Source organism: Sphingomonas melonis (assembly GCF_013409985.1).
Taxonomy (GTDB): Bacteria; Pseudomonadota; Alphaproteobacteria; order Sphingomonadales; family Sphingomonadaceae; genus Sphingomonas; species Sphingomonas melonis_A.
Map to the genome: position 1 here is coordinate 465,111 of NZ_JACCBY010000001.1, position 17,051 is coordinate 482,161.

Genomic DNA, 17,051 nt, shown 5'->3' on the forward strand with positions numbered 1-17,051 from the left:
AACTCGTCACAGAGGGTGTCCCGTCCTGATCAGCAAGGATCGTGCCGTTTTGCCTTCAGCGGCGAGACGGGCGGCGTATCCTCCAGCGCGCGCATCTCCTTGGCGACCGCGGCACGGCGCGCGCGGTCGAGCAGCTTCTCGATCGCGCTCTGGTCGCGCTTGGCGGAGCGCGTCGCCTCGACCGCGCGGTTGACGAACATTTCGGCGGACTGGACGCGCATCTGCGCCGCCGCGGAGGATTGATGCAGCCGGTCGCGGAAATGCGCCTGCGCGCCCATCGCCGCGGCGCTGGCGCGCGTGTCCGGGGTGGGCGACACCGCGTCGGCGAGCGCTTGGATGCGCCGGGCGAGATGCTCCTCGCTCGCGAACTTCTCGTGCGCGCGCACCTCGTCGGCGCGGGTCAGGCCGAGTTGCAGCGTGCGCACGCGATGGATGCGCGCCAGCTTCCTGGCGTCAGGCACCGAAGACGCCGGTCAGTTCGCCGATCGCCTCGCCGAGCGAGACGGTCTCGTCCGATCCCTGTTTGATATATTCCATCACCGCCGGATGCGCGGCGATCGCGGCATCGATCGCAGGGTCGGCACCGGGGCGATAGGCGCCCATCAGCACCAGGTCGCGATTCTCCTCATAGGTCGCGAGATGGCGGCGCAGCACGCGTGCGGCATGGACGTGGTCGGCATGCGCGATGTCGGTCATCACGCGGCTGACCGAGGGGCCGATGTCGATCGCCGGATAGACGCCGCGCTCGGCAAGGTGCCGGTTGAGCACGATATGCCCGTCGAGGATCGAGCGTGCCGAATCGACGACCGGGTCGTTGCCGTCGTCGCCGTCGGCGAGCACGGTGTAGATCGCGGTGATCGAGCCGCCGGTGCGCACGTCGGTGCCGGCGCGTTCGATCAAATTGGGCAGCATCGCGATCGCCGACGGCGGATAGCCGCGCGCGGAGGCGGGTTCGCCCAGCGCCAGCCCGATCTCGCGACCGGCATGGGCGACGCGGGTCAGGCTGTCCATGATCAGCAGCACCTTCTTGCCCTCGTTGCGGAAGGCTTCGGCGATCGCGGTGGCGCGTAGCGCGCCGCGGATGCGCAGCACCGGCGAATGGTTGGCGGGCACCGCGACCACCACCGAACGCTGGCGGGCGGCACCGGCGACCTTGGTCTCGAGGAAGTCGGCGACCTCGCGGCTGCGTTCGCCGATCAGGCCGATGACGATCACGTCCGCCTGCGCCGCGCGCACCATCATGCCGAGCAGCACCGACTTGCCCACGCCCGAACCGGCCATGATGCCGACGCGCTGACCCTGGCCGATCGTCAGCAACCCGTTGATCGCGCGCACGCCGACGTCCATCGGTTCGAGCACGCGGCCGCGGTCGAGCGGCGATTGCAGCTTGCCGGCGAGCGGCCATTTGCCCGCGCCGCGGATTGGGCCGAGCCCGTCGATCGGCCGGCCCGCGCCGTCGACGACGCGGCCGAGCAGCGCCGCGCCCACCTCCGCCTCGCCGGGCGGGCCGACGGGGCGCACCGGCGCGCGCGGCAGCAGCGCGGCGGGACCACCGAGGTTCATCAGCAGCGTCCGCCCGTTGCGGAAGCCGATCACCTCCGCCTCGACCTTGGCGTCACCGTCGCCGCCGATCTCGCAGATCGTGCCGACCGGCAGCGACAGGCCGACCGCTTCCATCAGCAGCCCGTCATAGGAGGACAGCCGCCCCGACACCTTGGGGGTCGGGCGGAAGTCGGCGGCGGCGAGCGTTTCGAGGTAATCGGCGGTAAAGCGGTTCAACACGCGTCCGCCTCCAGCGACGGCACCGGCACGCGGTCGATCGCCTCGGCGAGCTGGCCGAGCCACAAGGCCGGCCCGTCCTCGATCAGCGTCGAGGCGCTTTCGAGCACGAAGCTGCCGCGGGCCAGCGATGCGTCGCCCGCGGCGAAGATCGTCTTGGGCAGCGATGCTTCGACCAGCGGCAGGTCGTCGGGGTTGAGCCGCAGCAGCGCCGATTCCCCGGCATCCGCCAGCATCTCCGCCGCCGCCTCGATCCGGCCGTTGAGCACCGCCGGCGACACGCCGCATTCGCCGACCAGCTTGTTGACCAGCAGCAGCACCGTCTGGCGCAGCTGCCCGGCGATCCGGTCGCGGTCGAGCTGCTGGCCGTTGGCGAGCGCCGCGGCGAGCTGGGTGAGCAGCGCGCGATCGCGGTCGCCGCTTTCGCGCGCCGCCGCGGCCGCCGCGGCGAGTCCCTCGGCAAAGCCGGCGGCGTGTGCGGTCTCGACCGGGTCGATGAAGCCGCTCGGCTCCGCCTCGGTATCGAGCGGGTCCCAGCCGCGCGTCGGCTTGTCGCCGCCGGGATCGGCGGGGCTGAAGTGACGCGGGCCCGAGCGCGGCTCGGCCGCGGGTGCGGCGGGGGCGGCGCCCCCCATCGTCCGCTCCAGCTTCGCCCACATCTCGCGCGGCGAGAAGCCGGCGGGCGGCGCGAACGCGGCCTGCAACAGATGCGCGGCGGTGTCGTGCCGCGCGGCGAATCCTGCGACGAAATCAGACATAATCGTCGTCGCCTGCGCCCATCATGATCGTGCCGTCCTTGGCGAGGTTGCGGGCGATGCCGATCATAGCCTTCTGCGCCTCCAGCACCTCGGCGAGCTTCATCGGCCCGCGCGCCTCCATCTCGTCGCGGATGCCGTCGGCGGCACGCGCCGACATGCAGCCGAGGAAGCGGTTGCGCGCCGTCTCGTCGACGCCCTTGAGCGCGCGCGACAGGATGTCGCCGTCGACGTTGCGGATGAGCGTGCCGAGGTTCTTGTCGTCCATGTCGAGAAGGTTGTCGAAGACGAACATCGCCTCCTCGATCGCCTTGGCGACGTCCTTGTCGATCTTGAATAGCTTCGGCAGCACGCGCTGCTCGGTTGCCTTGCGCGCGCCCTGCAGGATCTTCGCCGCCTCGCGCGTGCCGCCGAGCGACAGGCCGCTCGCCGAACCGCCGCCGCCGCTGCCGCCGCGCCGGTTGGCGAGCACGGTCTTCAGCGTGTCGATCGCATCGGCGTTGATCGGCCCCAGCCGCGCGATGCGGTGGAGGATGTCGGGCTGCACCGCGTCGGGCAGCAGTTCGAGCACCTGCCCGCCGACCGCGGGGTCGAGGTTGGCGATCATGACCGCGGCGATCTGCGGATGCTCCTTCTCGATCATCTGCGCGATCTCGCTGGCGTCGAGCCAGTCGAGCAGTTCGAGCTCGCACGCCGCCTCGGCCGGGGTGATGCGCGCCAGCACGCTCTCGGCCTTTTCGGCGCCGAGCGCGCGGTTCATCACCGCCTCGATCCGCGGGCGCGGTTCGAAGGTGACGCCGGTGCGCTCGCGCGCCTTGCCGACGAAATCCTCCAGCACGTCCTCCATCTCCTGTTCGGAGACGTCGGCGACCGCGAACATCGCCGCGCCGAGCTGGCGCACCTCCTCGGGGTCGAGCTTCTGGAGGATGGCCGCGGCCTCGTCCTCGCCGACCAGCATCATCAGCACCGCGGCGCGTTCGACGCCGGTATAGGTTCGGGTGGCAACCGCGGTCACTTGGCGTCGGCCTTGATCATGTCGCGGATCGCCAGCGCGGCGCGCGCCGGATTGTCGCGGGTGAAGCCGCGGACCGCGCCGATCCGGTCGTCGACCGTCTGCGACGCCTCCAGCCGATCGAGGCTGACCGCCTCGTGCACGGTGATGCCGTCATTGTCGGTGCCGCCGGCGGGCAGGCCGCCCGCCCCGGCAAGCGCCGGTGCCGCATCGTCGCGCTTCTTCATCAGCCCCTTGGCGAGCGGGCGCACGCCGAGCAGCAGGACGAGCAGCGCGATCACGATCGCAGTGGCGTTGCGGGCGAGCACCGGCAGCCACGCATTGTCGTACCACGCCGGGCCGTCGGCATCGGCGGAGGCATCGGCGAACTTGCGGCTGATCACCGTCACCTGGTCCTGGCGCGCCTGGTCGAACCCGACCGCGCTCTTCACCAGGTCGGTGATCTGGCCGATCTCGGCGGCGGTGCGCCGCGTCTTGTCGGGATCGCGCAGCAGCACGGCGACCGACAGGCGCTTGACCGACCCCGGGGCCTGGCGCGTCACCGACACCTCCTTGCCCAGGTCGTAGGCGCGCTGGAAGCTGTCGCTCTGCTTGTTGGGATTGGGAGCAGGGCCGCCGGCAACCGGCGCCGGTGCCGCGGCGGGCGCACCGCTCGCGCCATTGGCGGGCTGCGGCGTCTGCAACTGGCTGGCGGGCGGCGGCGTGTTGGACAGCGCGCCGGGAATGCCGCCCGGTGTCGCCGGGCCGTTCCCCTGGTTGCCGACCCAATTGCCCGTCTCGGCGCGCAGCGCGCCGGTCTTGTCATAGGTCTCGCGCGTCGCCTGCGTCTGGTCGAGGTTGATGTCGGCCTGCACCTCGGCGGTGAAATTGCCGGCGCCGACCAGCGGGGTCAGCAGCTGCACCAGTTGCTGGCGCACCTTGTCTTCGGTCTTGCGCTGCATCTCGAGCCGCGCGTCGCTCTCGCCGTCGACACCGCCGGCGCCGGGCTTGGACAGCAAGGCGCCCATCTGATCGACGATGGTGACGCTTTCCGGCTTCATCCCCGGCACCGACGAGGCGACGAGGTTGACGATCGACTGCACCTGCGACTGGCTGAGCGCACGCCCCCCCTGCAACTTGACGACCACCGACGCCGAGGGTGAGGCATTGTCGCGCACGAACACCGACGCTTCGGGCATCGCGAGATGCACGCGCGCCTCGGCGACCGCGTCGATATCCTCGATCGAGCGGGCGAGTTCGGTCTCGCGCGCCTGGCGCAGCCGTTCGCCCTCCACCGCGCGGCTGACGCCCATCGGCAGCTGGTCGAGGATCGCATAGCCGCCCGGCGCCTGCTTGGGCAGGCCCTGGCCGGCGAGCAGCATCCGCGCCTTGCTAAACTGGTCCTCGTTGACCGTCAGCGCGCCGGTGCCGTCGTCGATCCGGCTGGCGATATTGGCCTGCGTCAGCGCGCTGGTCACCGCCTGCTTGTCGGCGTCGGTCAGCCCGGTGAACAGCGTCTTCTGCGTCGGCGTCGAGAAGGTCATCCAGGCGAGCGCCGCCGCGCCGATCAGCGCGACGAGCATCGCCATCGGCAGGCTGCGGCGTACCGCGGGCTGCGCGAGCACGCCCTTGATCTGCAACAGCGGGTTGGCGAATTTCTCGGGCAGAGCCGAGGGCGAGGTGGTGGCGAGGGCAGTGCTCATCGATTACACCGGCATGCTCATGATGTCCTTGTACGCGGACAGCAATTTGTTGCGGACTTGCAGCGTCGCCTCGAACCCGACCGAGGCCTGCTGGCGCGCCAGCATGACCTTGGCGATGTCGACCGTCTCGCCGCGTTCGTAGCTTTCGGACAGGCTCGACGCCTGCGTCTGGCTCGCGTTGACGTCCTTCAGCGCGTCCTGCAGCGTGTCGGCGAAGCTGGTCGGCTTCGTCGCACCCGCAGGCGCGGTGGTGTTGGCGGTCGCCCCGGCGCGGCTGAGCGCCTGGTTGCGCTCGAGGATCTGCGCGCGCAGCTGCATCACGCGGTCGACGCTCATCGCGCCGCCCATGCCTGCCACGCCGCTCATGCCGATGCCGCCAGGCTGAGCGGACGGGCAAGGTCGTTACCCTGTTCGCGCGCCTTGGCGAGGCGATAGCGCAAGGTGCGTTCCGAGATGCCGAGCCGGCGCGCGGTCTCGACGCGGCTGCCGCCGCACGCCGCCAGCGTCTCGCGGATCGCCTGGAATTCACTCATCTGCACGACATTGCCCAGCGTCGCCGGTTCGGCCGGGGCAGCGGCGGGTGCGGGCGCGGGCACCGGTGCCGCGGCGGCCTGCGGGAACAGCTGCGTCACCGGCGCGGGATCGCGCTGGAAGGTGAAGCTGACCGGACGGTCGAACACGATATGGCTTGCCTCGATCGTGTCGCCGGCGGCGAACAGCAGCGCGCGCTGGATCACATTCTCCAGCTCGCGGACGTTGCCCGGCCATTCGTGGCGGACCAGCGTCTCGACCGCCTCGGCGGTCGGCCACGGCACGACGGTGCGCGCGCCGGCATGGCGCAGGATCATCGTCGCGGCGAGCGCGGGAATGTCCTGCGGACGCTCGGCGAGCGGCTTGGTCGACAGCGGGAAGACCGACAGGCGGTAATAGAGATCGGCGCGGAACCGGCCGGCGGCGACTTCCGCCTGCAGGTCGCGGTTGGCGCAGGCGACGACGCGCACGTCGATCGCCTGCGGCACCGACGCGCCGATCGGCACGACCTCGCGCTCCTGCAGCACGCGCAGCAGCTTGGCCTGCAATTGCAGCGGCATCTCGGCGATCTCGTCGAGCAGGATGGTGCCGCCGTCGGCGGCGCGGAAGAAGCCTTCGCCGCCCGAGGAGGCGCCGGTGAACGCGCCCTTCTGGTGACCGAACAGCAGCGCCTCGAGCATCGTTTCCGGCAGCGCGGCGCAGTTGATCGCGATGAACGGGCCGTTGCGGCGCGGCGACTGGTTGTGGATCGCGCGGGCGAGCACTTCCTTGCCGGTGCCGGTCGGGCCGTTGATCAGCACGGTGATGTCCGCCTGCGCGACGCGCTCGGCGAGCGCCAGCAGCGCCAGGCTTTCCGGATCGGCGGCGGTCGGCGTCTCGGGCCCGGCGACGAGCGCGCGGGCGAAGCCGTTACCGACCGCGGCATCCTCTGCCGCATAGGCGATGCGCGCCGGATTGCCGTTGCGCGACGGCAGGACGTGACGGCCTTCGTTGCCGATGATGACCGACCGTGCGGGCGCCGGCGGCACCTCGCCCTCGGCGATCAGGAACAGGTCGGTCGCGCCCGGACGGGCGGCCTCGTACGAGCCCAGGCCGAAGCCCTGTGCGCGCAAGCTCGAGACAAGCGGGTAGTGACGCTGCAACACTGCAGCGGACGGAAAAATCGAACGCATTGCTATCCCCCAAGGATGAGCCTCCAATGCGTCGCGCCGGGTAAATGCCGGATTAAAATTCGTTCCTTGCCGGCAAAATTTTTCCGGGCGCGACACGCGCGTGCCGCTCGCGCCTCTACGCGCGCGTAGGCGCGTGCGAGGCCAGACCAAAACCGACCATCCCGAATTTTTCCGCTAAATCCCCGTTGGCACTGGCCGTTCTTCATTTTGGCGGCTCGGCCCTCCGCTCTGGGGGCGGCGGGGAGCGCCGCAGCTTTTGGAGACTTCACATGACCGTCATCGGTACCAACATCGCTTCGCTGCGTTCCGCGAACGCTTCCACCTCGGCCAACATGCAGCTGTCGACCGCCATGGAGCGCCTGTCGACCGGCAAGCGCATCAACTCGGCCAAGGACGACGCCGCCGGCCTCGCCATCTCGACCTCGATGAACGCCCAGGTCCGCGGCATGAACCAGGCGGTCCGCAACGCCAACGACGGCATCGCGCTGGCCCAGACCGCCGACGGTGCGCTCGGCGAAGCCAGCAACATCCTGCAGCGTATGCGTGAACTCGCCGTCCAGTCGGCGTCGGGCACCTACCAGAACTCCGACCGTACCAACATGGGCACGGAAATCGCCGAGCTGCAGAAGCAGCTGGTGAACATCTCGCAGACCAAGTTCAACGGCGTCTCGCTGTTCAGCGCCTCGGCCGACCAGACGATCTCGATCCAGGCCGGTGCCAACTCGACCGACCAGATGAAGCTGACGATCAACAAGCTCAACCTGGTGCCGGTCAGCGGCACGGTGACCGCCGGTGCGGTGACCGCGGGTCTGACCACCGCCCTCGGCGCCAGCGATCCGCTGGTCGGCACGAAGCGCACCGTGACCGCGGAAGACGTGGCCTATGGCGGCAAGCTCGGCGGCGCGACCGTCCTCGCCGCCGACATCGGCACCGAGAAGACGCTGGCGGCAGGCGACCAGATGTACCAGGCGGCTGGTTCGGACGGCATCACCGGCGGCATCTCGGTCAGCAACGCGACCAACGCCCAGAACGCGCTTGCCACGCTCGACACCGCGCTCAGCGCCGTCAACACGACCCGCGCCTCGATCGGTGCCGGTCAGAGCCGTCTGCAGTCGGTCGTCAACAACCTGACCACCAACGTCACCAACCTGACCGACGCGAAGAGCCGCATCGAAGACGCCGACTTCTCGGCCGAAACGACCGCCCTCGCCAAGGCGCAGATCCTCAGCCAGGCGTCGACCGCGATGCTGTCGCAGGCCAACCAGAGCCAGCAGGGCGTGCTGAAGCTGCTTCAGTAATCTCCTGATCGGCGCTGGCGCTGCCCCCCAAGGGCGTTGGCGCTGACCGAGCTCGCTCCCCCAAGGACGAGCGCACCAGAACCCCGGTGGTCCTCCACCGGGGTTTTTGTTTGTCGGGGCCGGCGGTGGCGCGCCCGGCTGGCGCCACCGCTTACCGGTGCGCCGCGCGGCCCAACCGGTCGTTGATCGCCTCGCCCAGTCCTTCGTGCGGCACTGGCGCAACTGCGATCGCCGCCCGGTCGCTGGCGTCGGCACGATGCAGCGCATCGAACAGCCGCGCCGCCGCCTCGCGCAGGTCGCCGGCCGCCGACAGCGTGTCGTCGCCTGCTGACACGCCGAACCCGATCAGCCATTCGCCCGGCCGCGCCGCTTGGGCCTCCAGCCGCAGCGGCTTGCGCGGCGCATAATGCGTCGCGAGCTGCCCCGGCGCGGTGATCGCGGACTCTATAGTATGCGGCAGTGCGGCGAATGGCAGTTCGGCCGCCGTGATCGGCCCCGGCCGCAGGATCGACCGTCCGGCAATGATCGTCGATTCGAGCCCCGCCTCGGTCGCGCCGTCGTCGAGGATCAGCGGCACCCGCGTCCCCAGGCTCCCCGCGACATGGCTCGCGCGCGTCGGACTGATGCCGTTGCTCGCGTTGGCGGAGGGCGCGGCGAGCGGGCGGCCCGTGGCGGCGATCAGCCCCTGCATCGCGCGATGCCGTGGCACCCGGATCGCCACCGTCGTCAGGCCCGCGGTGACCAGCGACGCGATCCCCGCATCGTCGCGCAGCGGCAGCACTAGCGTCAGCGGTCCCGGCCAGAACAGCGCCGCCAGCGCGCGCGCATCGTCGTCGAACGCCGCCAGCCGCTCGGCGGCGGCGCGATCGGCGACATGGACGATCAGCGGATTGAAGCTCGGCCGCCCCTTGGCGGCATAGATGCCCGCGACGGCATCGGCATTCCCGGCGTCCGCGGCGAGGCCATAGACGGTCTCGGTCGGCACCGCGACGCATTCGCCGGCGATGATTCGCGCCGCCGCCTCGGCGAGCGCGGCCGTGCCGTAGGGTAAGATGCGCGGGTTTGGATCGGCCATCCGTCCGGCCTATATCGCGTGCGATCCTAGGAGAGAATGATGTCCTTTACCGCAGCCGTGGCCGACCAGCGTTTCGTGCTGGAGCATGTCGTCAAGATCGACGAACTCGCCGCGACCGAGCGCTTCGCCGCCGCCAGTCCCGACGTGGTCGACGCGGTGCTCGAAGGCGTCGGCCAGTTCGCAAGCGGCGAATGGGCACCGCTCAACCGCGAGGGCGACACGGTCGGCGCGAAATGGTCGCCCGACGGCGTCCACATGCCGGCCAGCTTTATCAAGGCCTATAAGGAGTATGTCGCGGGCGGCTGGGGCACGATCGGCGTGCCCGAGGATTTCGGCGGCCAAGGCCTGCCCTTCGCGATCCAGACCGCGGTGCTCGACACGCTCGGCTCGGCCAACATGGGCTTCGCGCTCTGCCCGACGCTGACCGTCGGCGCGATCGAGGCGCTGATCCACCACGGCAGTCCTGAGCAGCAGGCGCTGTATCTGCCGCATCTGGCGACGGGCGAATGGACCGGCACGATGAACCTTACCGAGCCGCAGGCGGGCAGCGACGTCGGCGCGCTCCGCGCCACCGCCAAGCCGCTCGGCGACGGCAAATGGTCGATCAAGGGCACCAAGATCTACATTTCGTTCGGCGACCACGACATGGCGGACAATATCGTCCACCTCGTCCTCGCGCGCACCCCCGACGCGCCCGCCGGCACGCGCGGCATCAGCCTGTTCCTCGTGCCCAAGTTCCGCCTCGACGACGACGGCACGCCGGGCGCGTTCAACGACGTCCGCGTCGTTTCGATCGAGCACAAGATGGGGCTGCACGCCTCGCCGACCTGCGTGCTCAGCTTCGGCGACAATGACGATTGCGTCGGCGAGCTGATCGGCGCGGAACATGCCGGCATGCGCGCGATGTTCACGATGATGAACAACGCGCGGCTCAACGTCGGCCTGCAGGGCGTCCAGATCGCCGAGGGCGCAACGCAGAAGGCGGTCGGCTATGCGCTCGAACGCGTCCAGTCGGCGCGCGCCGGCTCGGCCGTCAAGGACGCGGTGCGCATCGTCGATCACCCCGACGTGCGCCGCATGCTGCTGCGGATGAAGGCGCAGACCCAGGCGGCACGCGCGCTCGTCTATTATGCCGCAGGGCAGGTCGATCGCGCCGGCCTCGGCGACGGCGCCGCGAAGAACCGGCTCGAGGTGGTGACGCCGCTCGCCAAGGCGCACGGCACCGACATCGGCAATGAGGTCGCCTCGCTCGGCATCCAGGTCCATGGCGGCATGGGCTATGTCGAGGAGACCGGCGCCGCCCAATATTTCCGCGATGCGCGCATCACCCCGATCTACGAGGGCACCAACGGCATCCAGGCCGCCGACCTCGTCGGCCGCAAGCTGGCGCTGGACAATGGCGGCGCCTTCGCCGCGCTCGTCGCCGACATGCGCGCCGAGGCGGAGCATCCCGAGCTGGTCGCGCTGATCGACGCGGTCGAGGCGATCGCCCGCCGCCTCGCCACGCTCGACGCCGACGACAAGCTCGCCGCCAGCTATCCGTTCCTGACGATGACCTCGGTCGCGGTCTGCGGCTGGCTGATGGAACGCGAAGGCCGCCACGCCACCGGCGACGAGGCGTTCGCGATCGTCAAGCGCGCCGCGGTCCGCTTCTACCTCGACCAGATCGTGCCCGAAGCGCTCGGCCTGAAGGCCGCGGCGACCGCCAGCGCCGACGTGCTCTACGCCGTGCCGGCAGAGGCGTTTGCCGCCTGACGTGCCCCCCCTGAAGCGCGCCGATTTCCAAGCCCCCGTCACCCCGGACTCGTTCCGGGGTCCACCCTGCGGCGAGGAGAGTGGCTTGAGAACGCAGCATTCTCCTGCGGCCCGGTGGACCCCGGAACGAGTCCGGGGTGACGGACAGGAAGAGGAAGCCGATCGACCCTCACCACCGCAGCCATAGGCGATTGCCCTGCCCGCCGGGGAAGGGGAGGAAAAAGGGCGGGAGCTTTCCTATATAACGCCACCTTTCCTCCCCCTCCGTCCGCGCTATGCGCTGCCACCTCCCCCTGGCGGGGGAGGAATTGTCTGCAAGGACCCATCATGTTCGACCTCGACGCCTATCTCGCCCGCATCGGCCTGCCCGCCCGCGTCACGCCCGACGCCGAGGGGCTCGGTCGCCTCCAGCGCGAACACCGCTTGTCGATCCCGTTCGAGAATCTCGACGTCCGCCTCGGCCGCGGTATCGCGATCGACAGCGACTCGGTCTTCGCCAAGCTGGTGACCGGCAAGCGCGGCGGCTATTGCTTCGAACAGAACCGCCTGTTCATGGACGCGCTGGCCGCGCTCGACTTCGCCGTGCGGCCGCTGCTCGCCCGCGTCTGGCTCGGCGCCACCGAGGCGCCGCCGCTCACCCATACGCTCAGCCTGGTGACGATCGACGGCCGCGAGTGGATCGCCGACGCCGGCTTCGGCGGCAGCTATGCGCCGGTGATGGCGCTGGCCGACGGCTGGGAGGCGGAGGCGCCCGACGGCGCCTGGTTCCGCCTCGAACGCCACGCCGAGCACGGCTGGATGCTCAGCCGCAAGGGCGACCCCGGCTCGACCGACGGCCGCGGCACCGGCGAGGGCTGGCAGCCGCAATATAGTTTCCACGAGACCGCGGTGTTCGACGCCGACCTTGCGCTGTCCAACCACTGGGCCTCGACCGCGCCGCAGAGCCGCTTCACGCAGCTCACCATCGCGAGCATCGTCCTGCCGCACGGCCTCGCCGGCCTTACCGACCGCCGCTACCACCGCCGCGCCGGGGACAGCAGCAGCGCCGCCGAGATTACCGATCCGCGCGTCTACCGCATGCGCATGTCGCTGATGTTCGGTATCGACCTGACAGCCGAAGAGGTCGCAACGCTCGGCCTGTTCTGAGCGCGGCCCGGTTTCACGCGAAGACGCCACAAGGTCGCCCCACCAGCAACCGCATGCCCCACGCGCCGCCGGCCTATCGCTACGGTGATGGGATACGGTTCCACATCAGCATCGTCACCCCGGACTCGTTCCGGGGTCCACCGAGCCGCACGAGACCGGTGTCAAACCAAGCCTTCCGTTCGCCGCAGAGTGGGCCCGGGAACAGCGTCTATGAAAATCATACTTTGAAGCGTTCCCAAATCCGGAGTGAAGGAGCGGGCGCGGAACACGACGTAGTCATAACCCGCCTGCACCCAACGGCCCCCGCCACGCGCCGGAAGGCGGTCACGCCCGCGGCAGACGCAACCCCTCTGCGCCTCCGCGCCTCTGCGCGAACAAACCTTCTGAACCACGGCGACGGAGCGGAGCGGCTGACACCGGGGGAAAGAAGGGTTCACGCGAAGACGCGAAGACGCGAAGGGTTGCGTCTGCCGCGGGCACCGCTGCCTTCCGGCACGGGGTGGGCATGCGATCGCCTGCGGCGCGACCTCTTTGCGCCTTCGCGCCTTCGCGTGATCATCTTGCAGACGCTTCCGGTCGAAACGACCCATGTCACGAAGCGATTGCGCGCAAAGACGCAGAACGACCGTTCCAGCACGCTGACGAGGACCGCCACATCGACCTGCGACGCACCCCCGCGCCGACGAACGGAATTACGCCCGCTCGCACTCCAGCAGGTCCGCCGCATCCAGCCCCAGCAGGTCGATGTAGCTCCGGATCCGCGGCCATTGCGTCTCGACGAAGTTCGCCCGTTCCGCCGCGCGCAGCTTCTCCGATGCGCCCGGCAGCACGAACATGCCGACGCCGCGGCGGACCTCGACATAGCCGTCGTCCTGGAAGCTCTGGTACGCCTTGGCGACGGTCAGCGGGTTGGCGCCGTGTTCGGCGGCGAAGGCACGCACCGAGGGGAGCTGGTCGCCCGCGCGATAGTCACCGCGCAGGATCCCCGCCGCGATGGTGCCGCGTAACCGGATATAGACCGGGCTGTCCTCGTTGCTGAGCGCTGTCATGCTGACTTAATACACCAGCCGCCGAAAAGGTCCATATCGCGCGCGACTTTGCTATCCCATGTTGGGCCAATGCGAGACGACCCGTGCCAGGTCCGGGCGAGGCCGTTCGTCGAGCGGCCGGCTCGGCGTGCCGATGAAGACGAAGCCGGCGATCCGCTCGTCCGCGGTCGCGCCCAGGCCGGTGCGCACGCCGTCGGAAAAGGTCGGCCAGCCGGTCAGCCAGCCCGCGGCAAAGCCCATCGCATGCGCCGCGTGGAGCAGGTTCATCGTCGCCGCGCCGGCGGACAATTCCTGCTCCCACAACGGGATCGGGCTGCTCGTCACCGGCGACGAGAGCACCACGACCAGCGTCGGCGCCTGCCGCGCGAACTGGTCGAGCGCGTCCATGTCGCCGCGCGGCGCCTGCGGCCGTTCGGCGCGATAGGCGTCGGCGAGCAGCCGCGACAGCGCGTCGCGATCGTCGATGACGACGAACCGCCACGGCGAGAGCTTGCCGTGATCGGGGGTGCGCGCGGCGATGGCGAGCATCTGCGCGAGCTGGTCGCCGTCGGGACCGGGGGCGACGAGGTCGCGCGGCTTGCCCGAGCGGCGGGTGGCGAGCAGCGAAAGCGGCGTGCTGGTGTCGTTGAACATGATGGCGCCGACATAGCCGGTGGCGGCGATGTTTACAGCAGGGGATCAGCCGTTAGGTTGCCGCGATCCGCCGCCCGGACCGGCCGGCGCCACGAATGTGTTGGAGTTGTCAAACCTTATGGCCATCGCATCAGCGAGCGGGGGCGGCGTACCGGCCCACGCGCGCACCTTCCTCGGACATCCGCTCGGGCTGTTCCTGCTGTTCTTCGCCGAGATGTGGGAGCGATTCTCCTATTACGGCATGCGGGCCATCCTCGTCTTCTACCTGACCAAGCACTTCCTGTTCGGCGAACAGCCCGCCTTCGCGGTCTATGGCGCCTATACCGCGCTGATCTACGTCACGCCGATCATCGGCGGCTATATCGCCGATCGCTATCTCGGCCCGCGCAAGGCGGTGCTGGCCGGCGGCGTGTTCATCACCGTCGGCCATCTGATGATCGCCGCGGTCGAGGCGCCGGCGGGGGTGCAGGGCAGCGCGCTCAACGGCTTCTACCTGGCGCTCGCCTTCATCATCGTCGGCACCGGCTTCCTCAAGGCGAACATCTCGGTGCTCGTCGGCAAGCTCTATCCGCGCGACGATAGCCGCCGCGACGGCGCCTTCTCGATCTTCTACATGGGGATCAACACCGGCGCGTTCATCGGCCCGCTGCTGGTCGGCTATCTCGGCGAGCGGATGGGCTGGTCGTACGGCTTCGGCGCCGCCGGGATCGGCATGGCGCTCGGCCTGATCGTCTTCGTGCTGTTCCGCCGCGAATTGTACGACGTCGGCGAGCCGCCCGTCGCCGGCGCGCTGCAGACGCGCACCCCGATCGGCCTGACGATCGAATGGGCGATCTACGCCGGCGCGCTCGTCGCGGTGGCGCTGTCGTGGTGGCTGGTCCGCAACCAGGGCGCGGTCGGCATCGTGCTGATCGCCGGATCGGTGCTCACCGTCGCCTATATCCTGCTCACCTCGTTCCGCGCGCTGCCCAGGGTCGAGCGGCACCGCATCTTCGCCGCGCTGTTCCTCGTCGCGCTGTCGCCCTTGTTCTGGGCCTTGTTCGAACAGGCGGGCTCGTCGCTCAACCTCTACACCGACCAGTCGGTCGACCGCACGGTGCTGGGCTGGGAGATGCCGGCGTCGTGGTTCCAGTCGGTGAACTCCTTCTTCATCATCACGCTCGCGCCGCTGTTCGGCCTGTTGTGGACCGCGATGGGCAAGCGCGGCATCGAGCCGTCGGCGCCGTTCAAGTTCGGCATCGGGCTCGTCCTGGTCGGGGCGGGCTTCTTCGCGCTGATCCTCGGCGCGCCGGCGAGCGGGCTCACCCCGGCGATCTTTGTGATCCTGCTCTACATGCTCCATTCGATGGGCGAATTGTGCTTCTCGCCGATCGGCCTGTCGTCGATGACGCGGCTGTCGGTGGCGAGCATGACCGGGCTGATGATGGGCACCTGGTTCCTCGCCACCGCGGCGGGCAATTTCATCGCCGGGCTGATCGCGCAGGCGACCGGCGGCGAGGGCGCCGGCCCGGCACAGGTGCTCGTGGTCTATGGACGGATCGGCTGGTTCTCGATGGGCGTCGGCCTCGTCGTGCTGGTGCTCGCGCCGTTCGTGACGCGGCTGATGCACCTCGACACGATCGGCGACCCGTCCGAGCACACGCTGGCGGGTGACACGGCGATCGGCGAACCCGCCGCGGCAGGCGTGAACACGCGCGAGGAGCGGCGGCCCTGATCCTTCCGGCGCGGGGAGGACTATCGCATATGACCGTTACTGCGAGTCCGCCGCGCTCCCACCCCACCCCGTCACCCCGGAACACGTCCGGGGTGACAGGTCCGATGAGGAAGCCGATCGAACTTCATCACCGCAGCGATAGGGGATAGCCCTCCCCGCCAGCGGGGAGGATCAGTCGCGCTTCCCCACCACCCCGGTCACCGCGACGTCCATCGTCACGTTGCCGACGGTGCGGAACAGGTCCGGCACCGTCTCCACCGCGACCAGCAGCCCCAGCGCCTCGATCGGCACGCCCATCGCGAACGCGACCGGCGCGACGCTGGCGAAGAAGCTCACCGTGCCCGGCAGCGACACCGAACCCATCGTCGTGATCGCCGCGGTCGCGATCCCCGCGGCGAGCTGCCCCGGCCCGATCGGCACGCCGAGCCAATGCGCGACGTACAGCGCCACCGCCAGGTTCATCGCCGGACTCGTCGCACGGAAGATCGCCACCGCCACCGGCAGCACGATCCCCGCGGTCGCCGGCGCGGCGCCGATCTCCGCCGCCCCCTTGAGCATCGCCGGCAGCGAGGCGAGCGAGCTTTGCGTGCTGATCGCCACCGCCTGCGCCGGTGCGACCGCGCGCGCGAAGCGGCGCAGCGGCACGCCGCCGGCGAAGCGCGCGACCGGATAGGCGGCGAGCAGCACGATCAGCCCGATCGCCGACACCATCACGATATAATGCAGCAACGCGCCGAACGCCGCCGCGCCGGTCCGCGCGCCGACGCCGTAGGCGAGCGCGAAGATGCCCACCGGCGCCAGCCTCAGCACCCAGCCGATGATCACCAGCATCGCATCGGTGATCGCCTGGAACAGGTCGGTCAGCCGCTGCCGCGCCGCATCCTCCAGCCGGGTGATCGCGAAGGCGAAGGCGAGCGTGAACACGGTCAGCGGCAGGAAGGCATCGCCCGCTGCCGCGCCGACGACGTTGGTCGGCACGATCGTCGCGAAGAAATCGGCGAGCGTCGGCACCTTGCCCATCGGCGGCGCGGCGGTCAGCGCGCTGCGCAGCGCCACCGACCATGCTTCGGGCAACGGCCACAGGTCGAGCAGCACCGGCATCACCGCCGCCGACATCAGCGTCGTGCACCACAGCACGACGACGAACAGCACCACCGCCCGCCCGGCGATCCGCCCGGCCTTCGCCGCCTCCGCGGTGGCGGCGATCCCGGTCACCAGCAGCCCGACGATCAGCGGCACGATCACCATCTGCAATCCGTGCAGCCACGCCTCGCCGATCGGCTGGCTGACGCTGGTGACGCGCAGCGCCCAATCCCGGTCGAGCGCCACCGCCAGGATGCCGAGCGCGATGCCGGCGACGAGCGCCAGCAGGATACGGGTGGCTTGCGACATCGGGTTCCTTGGCGCATCGGGGGATCGACACGCGGCATAGCGGAACGGATCGCACGCA

15 protein-coding genes are annotated in these 17,051 nt (G+C 70.0%); 4 read left to right on the top strand and 11 right to left on the bottom strand.

Going from position 1 to position 17,051, the window contains the following annotated elements; genetic code table 11:
- Positions 1 to 29 precede the first annotated feature (29 nt).
- Genes HD841_RS02300 through HD841_RS02330 form a run of 7 tightly spaced genes read right to left on the bottom strand, consistent with a single transcriptional unit; the run spans position 30 to position 6,931 of the window.
- Positions 30 to 461, bottom strand: a complete 432-nt coding sequence (locus tag HD841_RS02300; protein WP_179507257.1) for a hypothetical protein — start codon at positions 459 to 461, stop codon at positions 30 to 32.
- Positions 454 to 1,782, bottom strand: a complete 1,329-nt coding sequence (locus HD841_RS02305) for a FliI/YscN family ATPase (protein WP_179507258.1) — start codon at positions 1,780 to 1,782, stop codon at positions 454 to 456. The genes HD841_RS02300 and HD841_RS02305 overlap by 8 nt, the downstream gene beginning before the upstream one ends.
- A complete protein-coding gene (locus HD841_RS02310) occupies positions 1,776 to 2,537 on the bottom strand; it encodes a FliH/SctL family protein (RefSeq protein WP_179507259.1) in 762 nt (253 codons plus the stop codon). The genes HD841_RS02305 and HD841_RS02310 overlap by 7 nt, the downstream gene beginning before the upstream one ends.
- Positions 2,530 to 3,549 (bottom strand): flagellar motor switch protein FliG, encoded by a 1,020-nt coding sequence (gene fliG, locus HD841_RS02315; RefSeq protein ID WP_179507260.1) that lies wholly within the window; start codon positions 3,547 to 3,549, stop codon positions 2,530 to 2,532. Before fliG ends, HD841_RS02310 begins: the two co-directional genes overlap by 8 nt.
- A complete protein-coding gene (gene fliF, locus HD841_RS02320; protein WP_179507261.1) occupies positions 3,546 to 5,228 on the bottom strand; it encodes a flagellar basal-body MS-ring/collar protein FliF in 1,683 nt (560 codons plus the stop codon). Before fliF ends, fliG begins: the two co-directional genes overlap by 4 nt.
- A 3-nt stretch (positions 5,229 to 5,231) precedes the next feature.
- A complete protein-coding gene (fliE, locus tag HD841_RS02325; RefSeq protein WP_179507262.1) occupies positions 5,232 to 5,594 on the bottom strand; it encodes a flagellar hook-basal body complex protein FliE in 363 nt (120 codons plus the stop codon).
- Positions 5,591 to 6,931 (bottom strand): sigma-54 interaction domain-containing protein, encoded by a 1,341-nt coding sequence (locus HD841_RS02330; protein WP_179507263.1) that lies wholly within the window; start codon positions 6,929 to 6,931, stop codon positions 5,591 to 5,593. Before HD841_RS02330 ends, fliE begins: the two co-directional genes overlap by 4 nt.
- 269 nt (positions 6,932 to 7,200) lie before the next feature.
- Between HD841_RS02330 and HD841_RS02335 the strand changes: the two genes are divergently transcribed.
- Positions 7,201 to 8,229 (top strand): flagellin N-terminal helical domain-containing protein, encoded by a 1,029-nt coding sequence (locus tag HD841_RS02335; protein WP_179507264.1) that lies wholly within the window; start codon positions 7,201 to 7,203, stop codon positions 8,227 to 8,229.
- Between the two features lie 151 nt (positions 8,230 to 8,380).
- On the opposite strand, the gene HD841_RS02340 is transcribed toward HD841_RS02335, so the two are convergent.
- Positions 8,381 to 9,304, bottom strand: coding sequence for an L-threonylcarbamoyladenylate synthase (locus HD841_RS02340; RefSeq protein ID WP_179507265.1), 924 nt, complete (start codon positions 9,302 to 9,304; stop codon positions 8,381 to 8,383).
- Positions 9,305 to 9,340: 36 nt separating this feature from the next.
- Between HD841_RS02340 and HD841_RS02345 the strand changes: the two genes are divergently transcribed.
- Positions 9,341 to 11,059, top strand: a complete 1,719-nt coding sequence (locus HD841_RS02345) for an acyl-CoA dehydrogenase (RefSeq protein ID WP_179507266.1) — start codon at positions 9,341 to 9,343, stop codon at positions 11,057 to 11,059.
- A 327-nt stretch (positions 11,060 to 11,386) separates the two neighbouring features.
- Positions 11,387 to 12,205 (top strand): arylamine N-acetyltransferase family protein, encoded by an 819-nt coding sequence (locus HD841_RS02350; protein ID WP_179507267.1) that lies wholly within the window; start codon positions 11,387 to 11,389, stop codon positions 12,203 to 12,205.
- Positions 12,206 to 12,897: 692 nt separating this feature from the next.
- Here HD841_RS02350 and HD841_RS02355 read toward each other — a convergent pair.
- Both HD841_RS02355 and HD841_RS02360 read right to left on the bottom strand, forming a co-directional pair.
- The gene (locus tag HD841_RS02355; protein ID WP_179507268.1) at positions 12,898 to 13,254 is read right to left on the bottom strand and encodes a GntR family transcriptional regulator; all 357 of its coding nucleotides are present in this window, start codon (positions 13,252 to 13,254) and stop codon (positions 12,898 to 12,900) included.
- 51 nt (positions 13,255 to 13,305) lie between these two features.
- Positions 13,306 to 13,887, bottom strand: a complete 582-nt coding sequence (locus HD841_RS02360; protein ID WP_179507269.1) for a nitroreductase family protein — start codon at positions 13,885 to 13,887, stop codon at positions 13,306 to 13,308.
- A gap of 118 nt (positions 13,888 to 14,005) precedes the next feature.
- Here HD841_RS02360 and HD841_RS02365 point away from each other — a divergent pair, with 118 nt between their 5' ends.
- Complete coding sequence (locus HD841_RS02365; protein ID WP_179507270.1) at positions 14,006 to 15,601, top strand: peptide MFS transporter; 1,596 nt, start codon at positions 14,006 to 14,008, stop codon at positions 15,599 to 15,601.
- A 171-nt stretch (positions 15,602 to 15,772) separates the two neighbouring features.
- Here the strand turns inward: HD841_RS02365 and HD841_RS02370 are convergent, their stop codons facing one another.
- Entirely contained in the window at positions 15,773 to 16,993 is a 1,221-nt protein-coding gene (locus HD841_RS02370) for a dicarboxylate/amino acid:cation symporter (protein ID WP_179507271.1), read from the bottom strand.
- Positions 16,994 to 17,051: the final 58 nt, after the last annotated feature.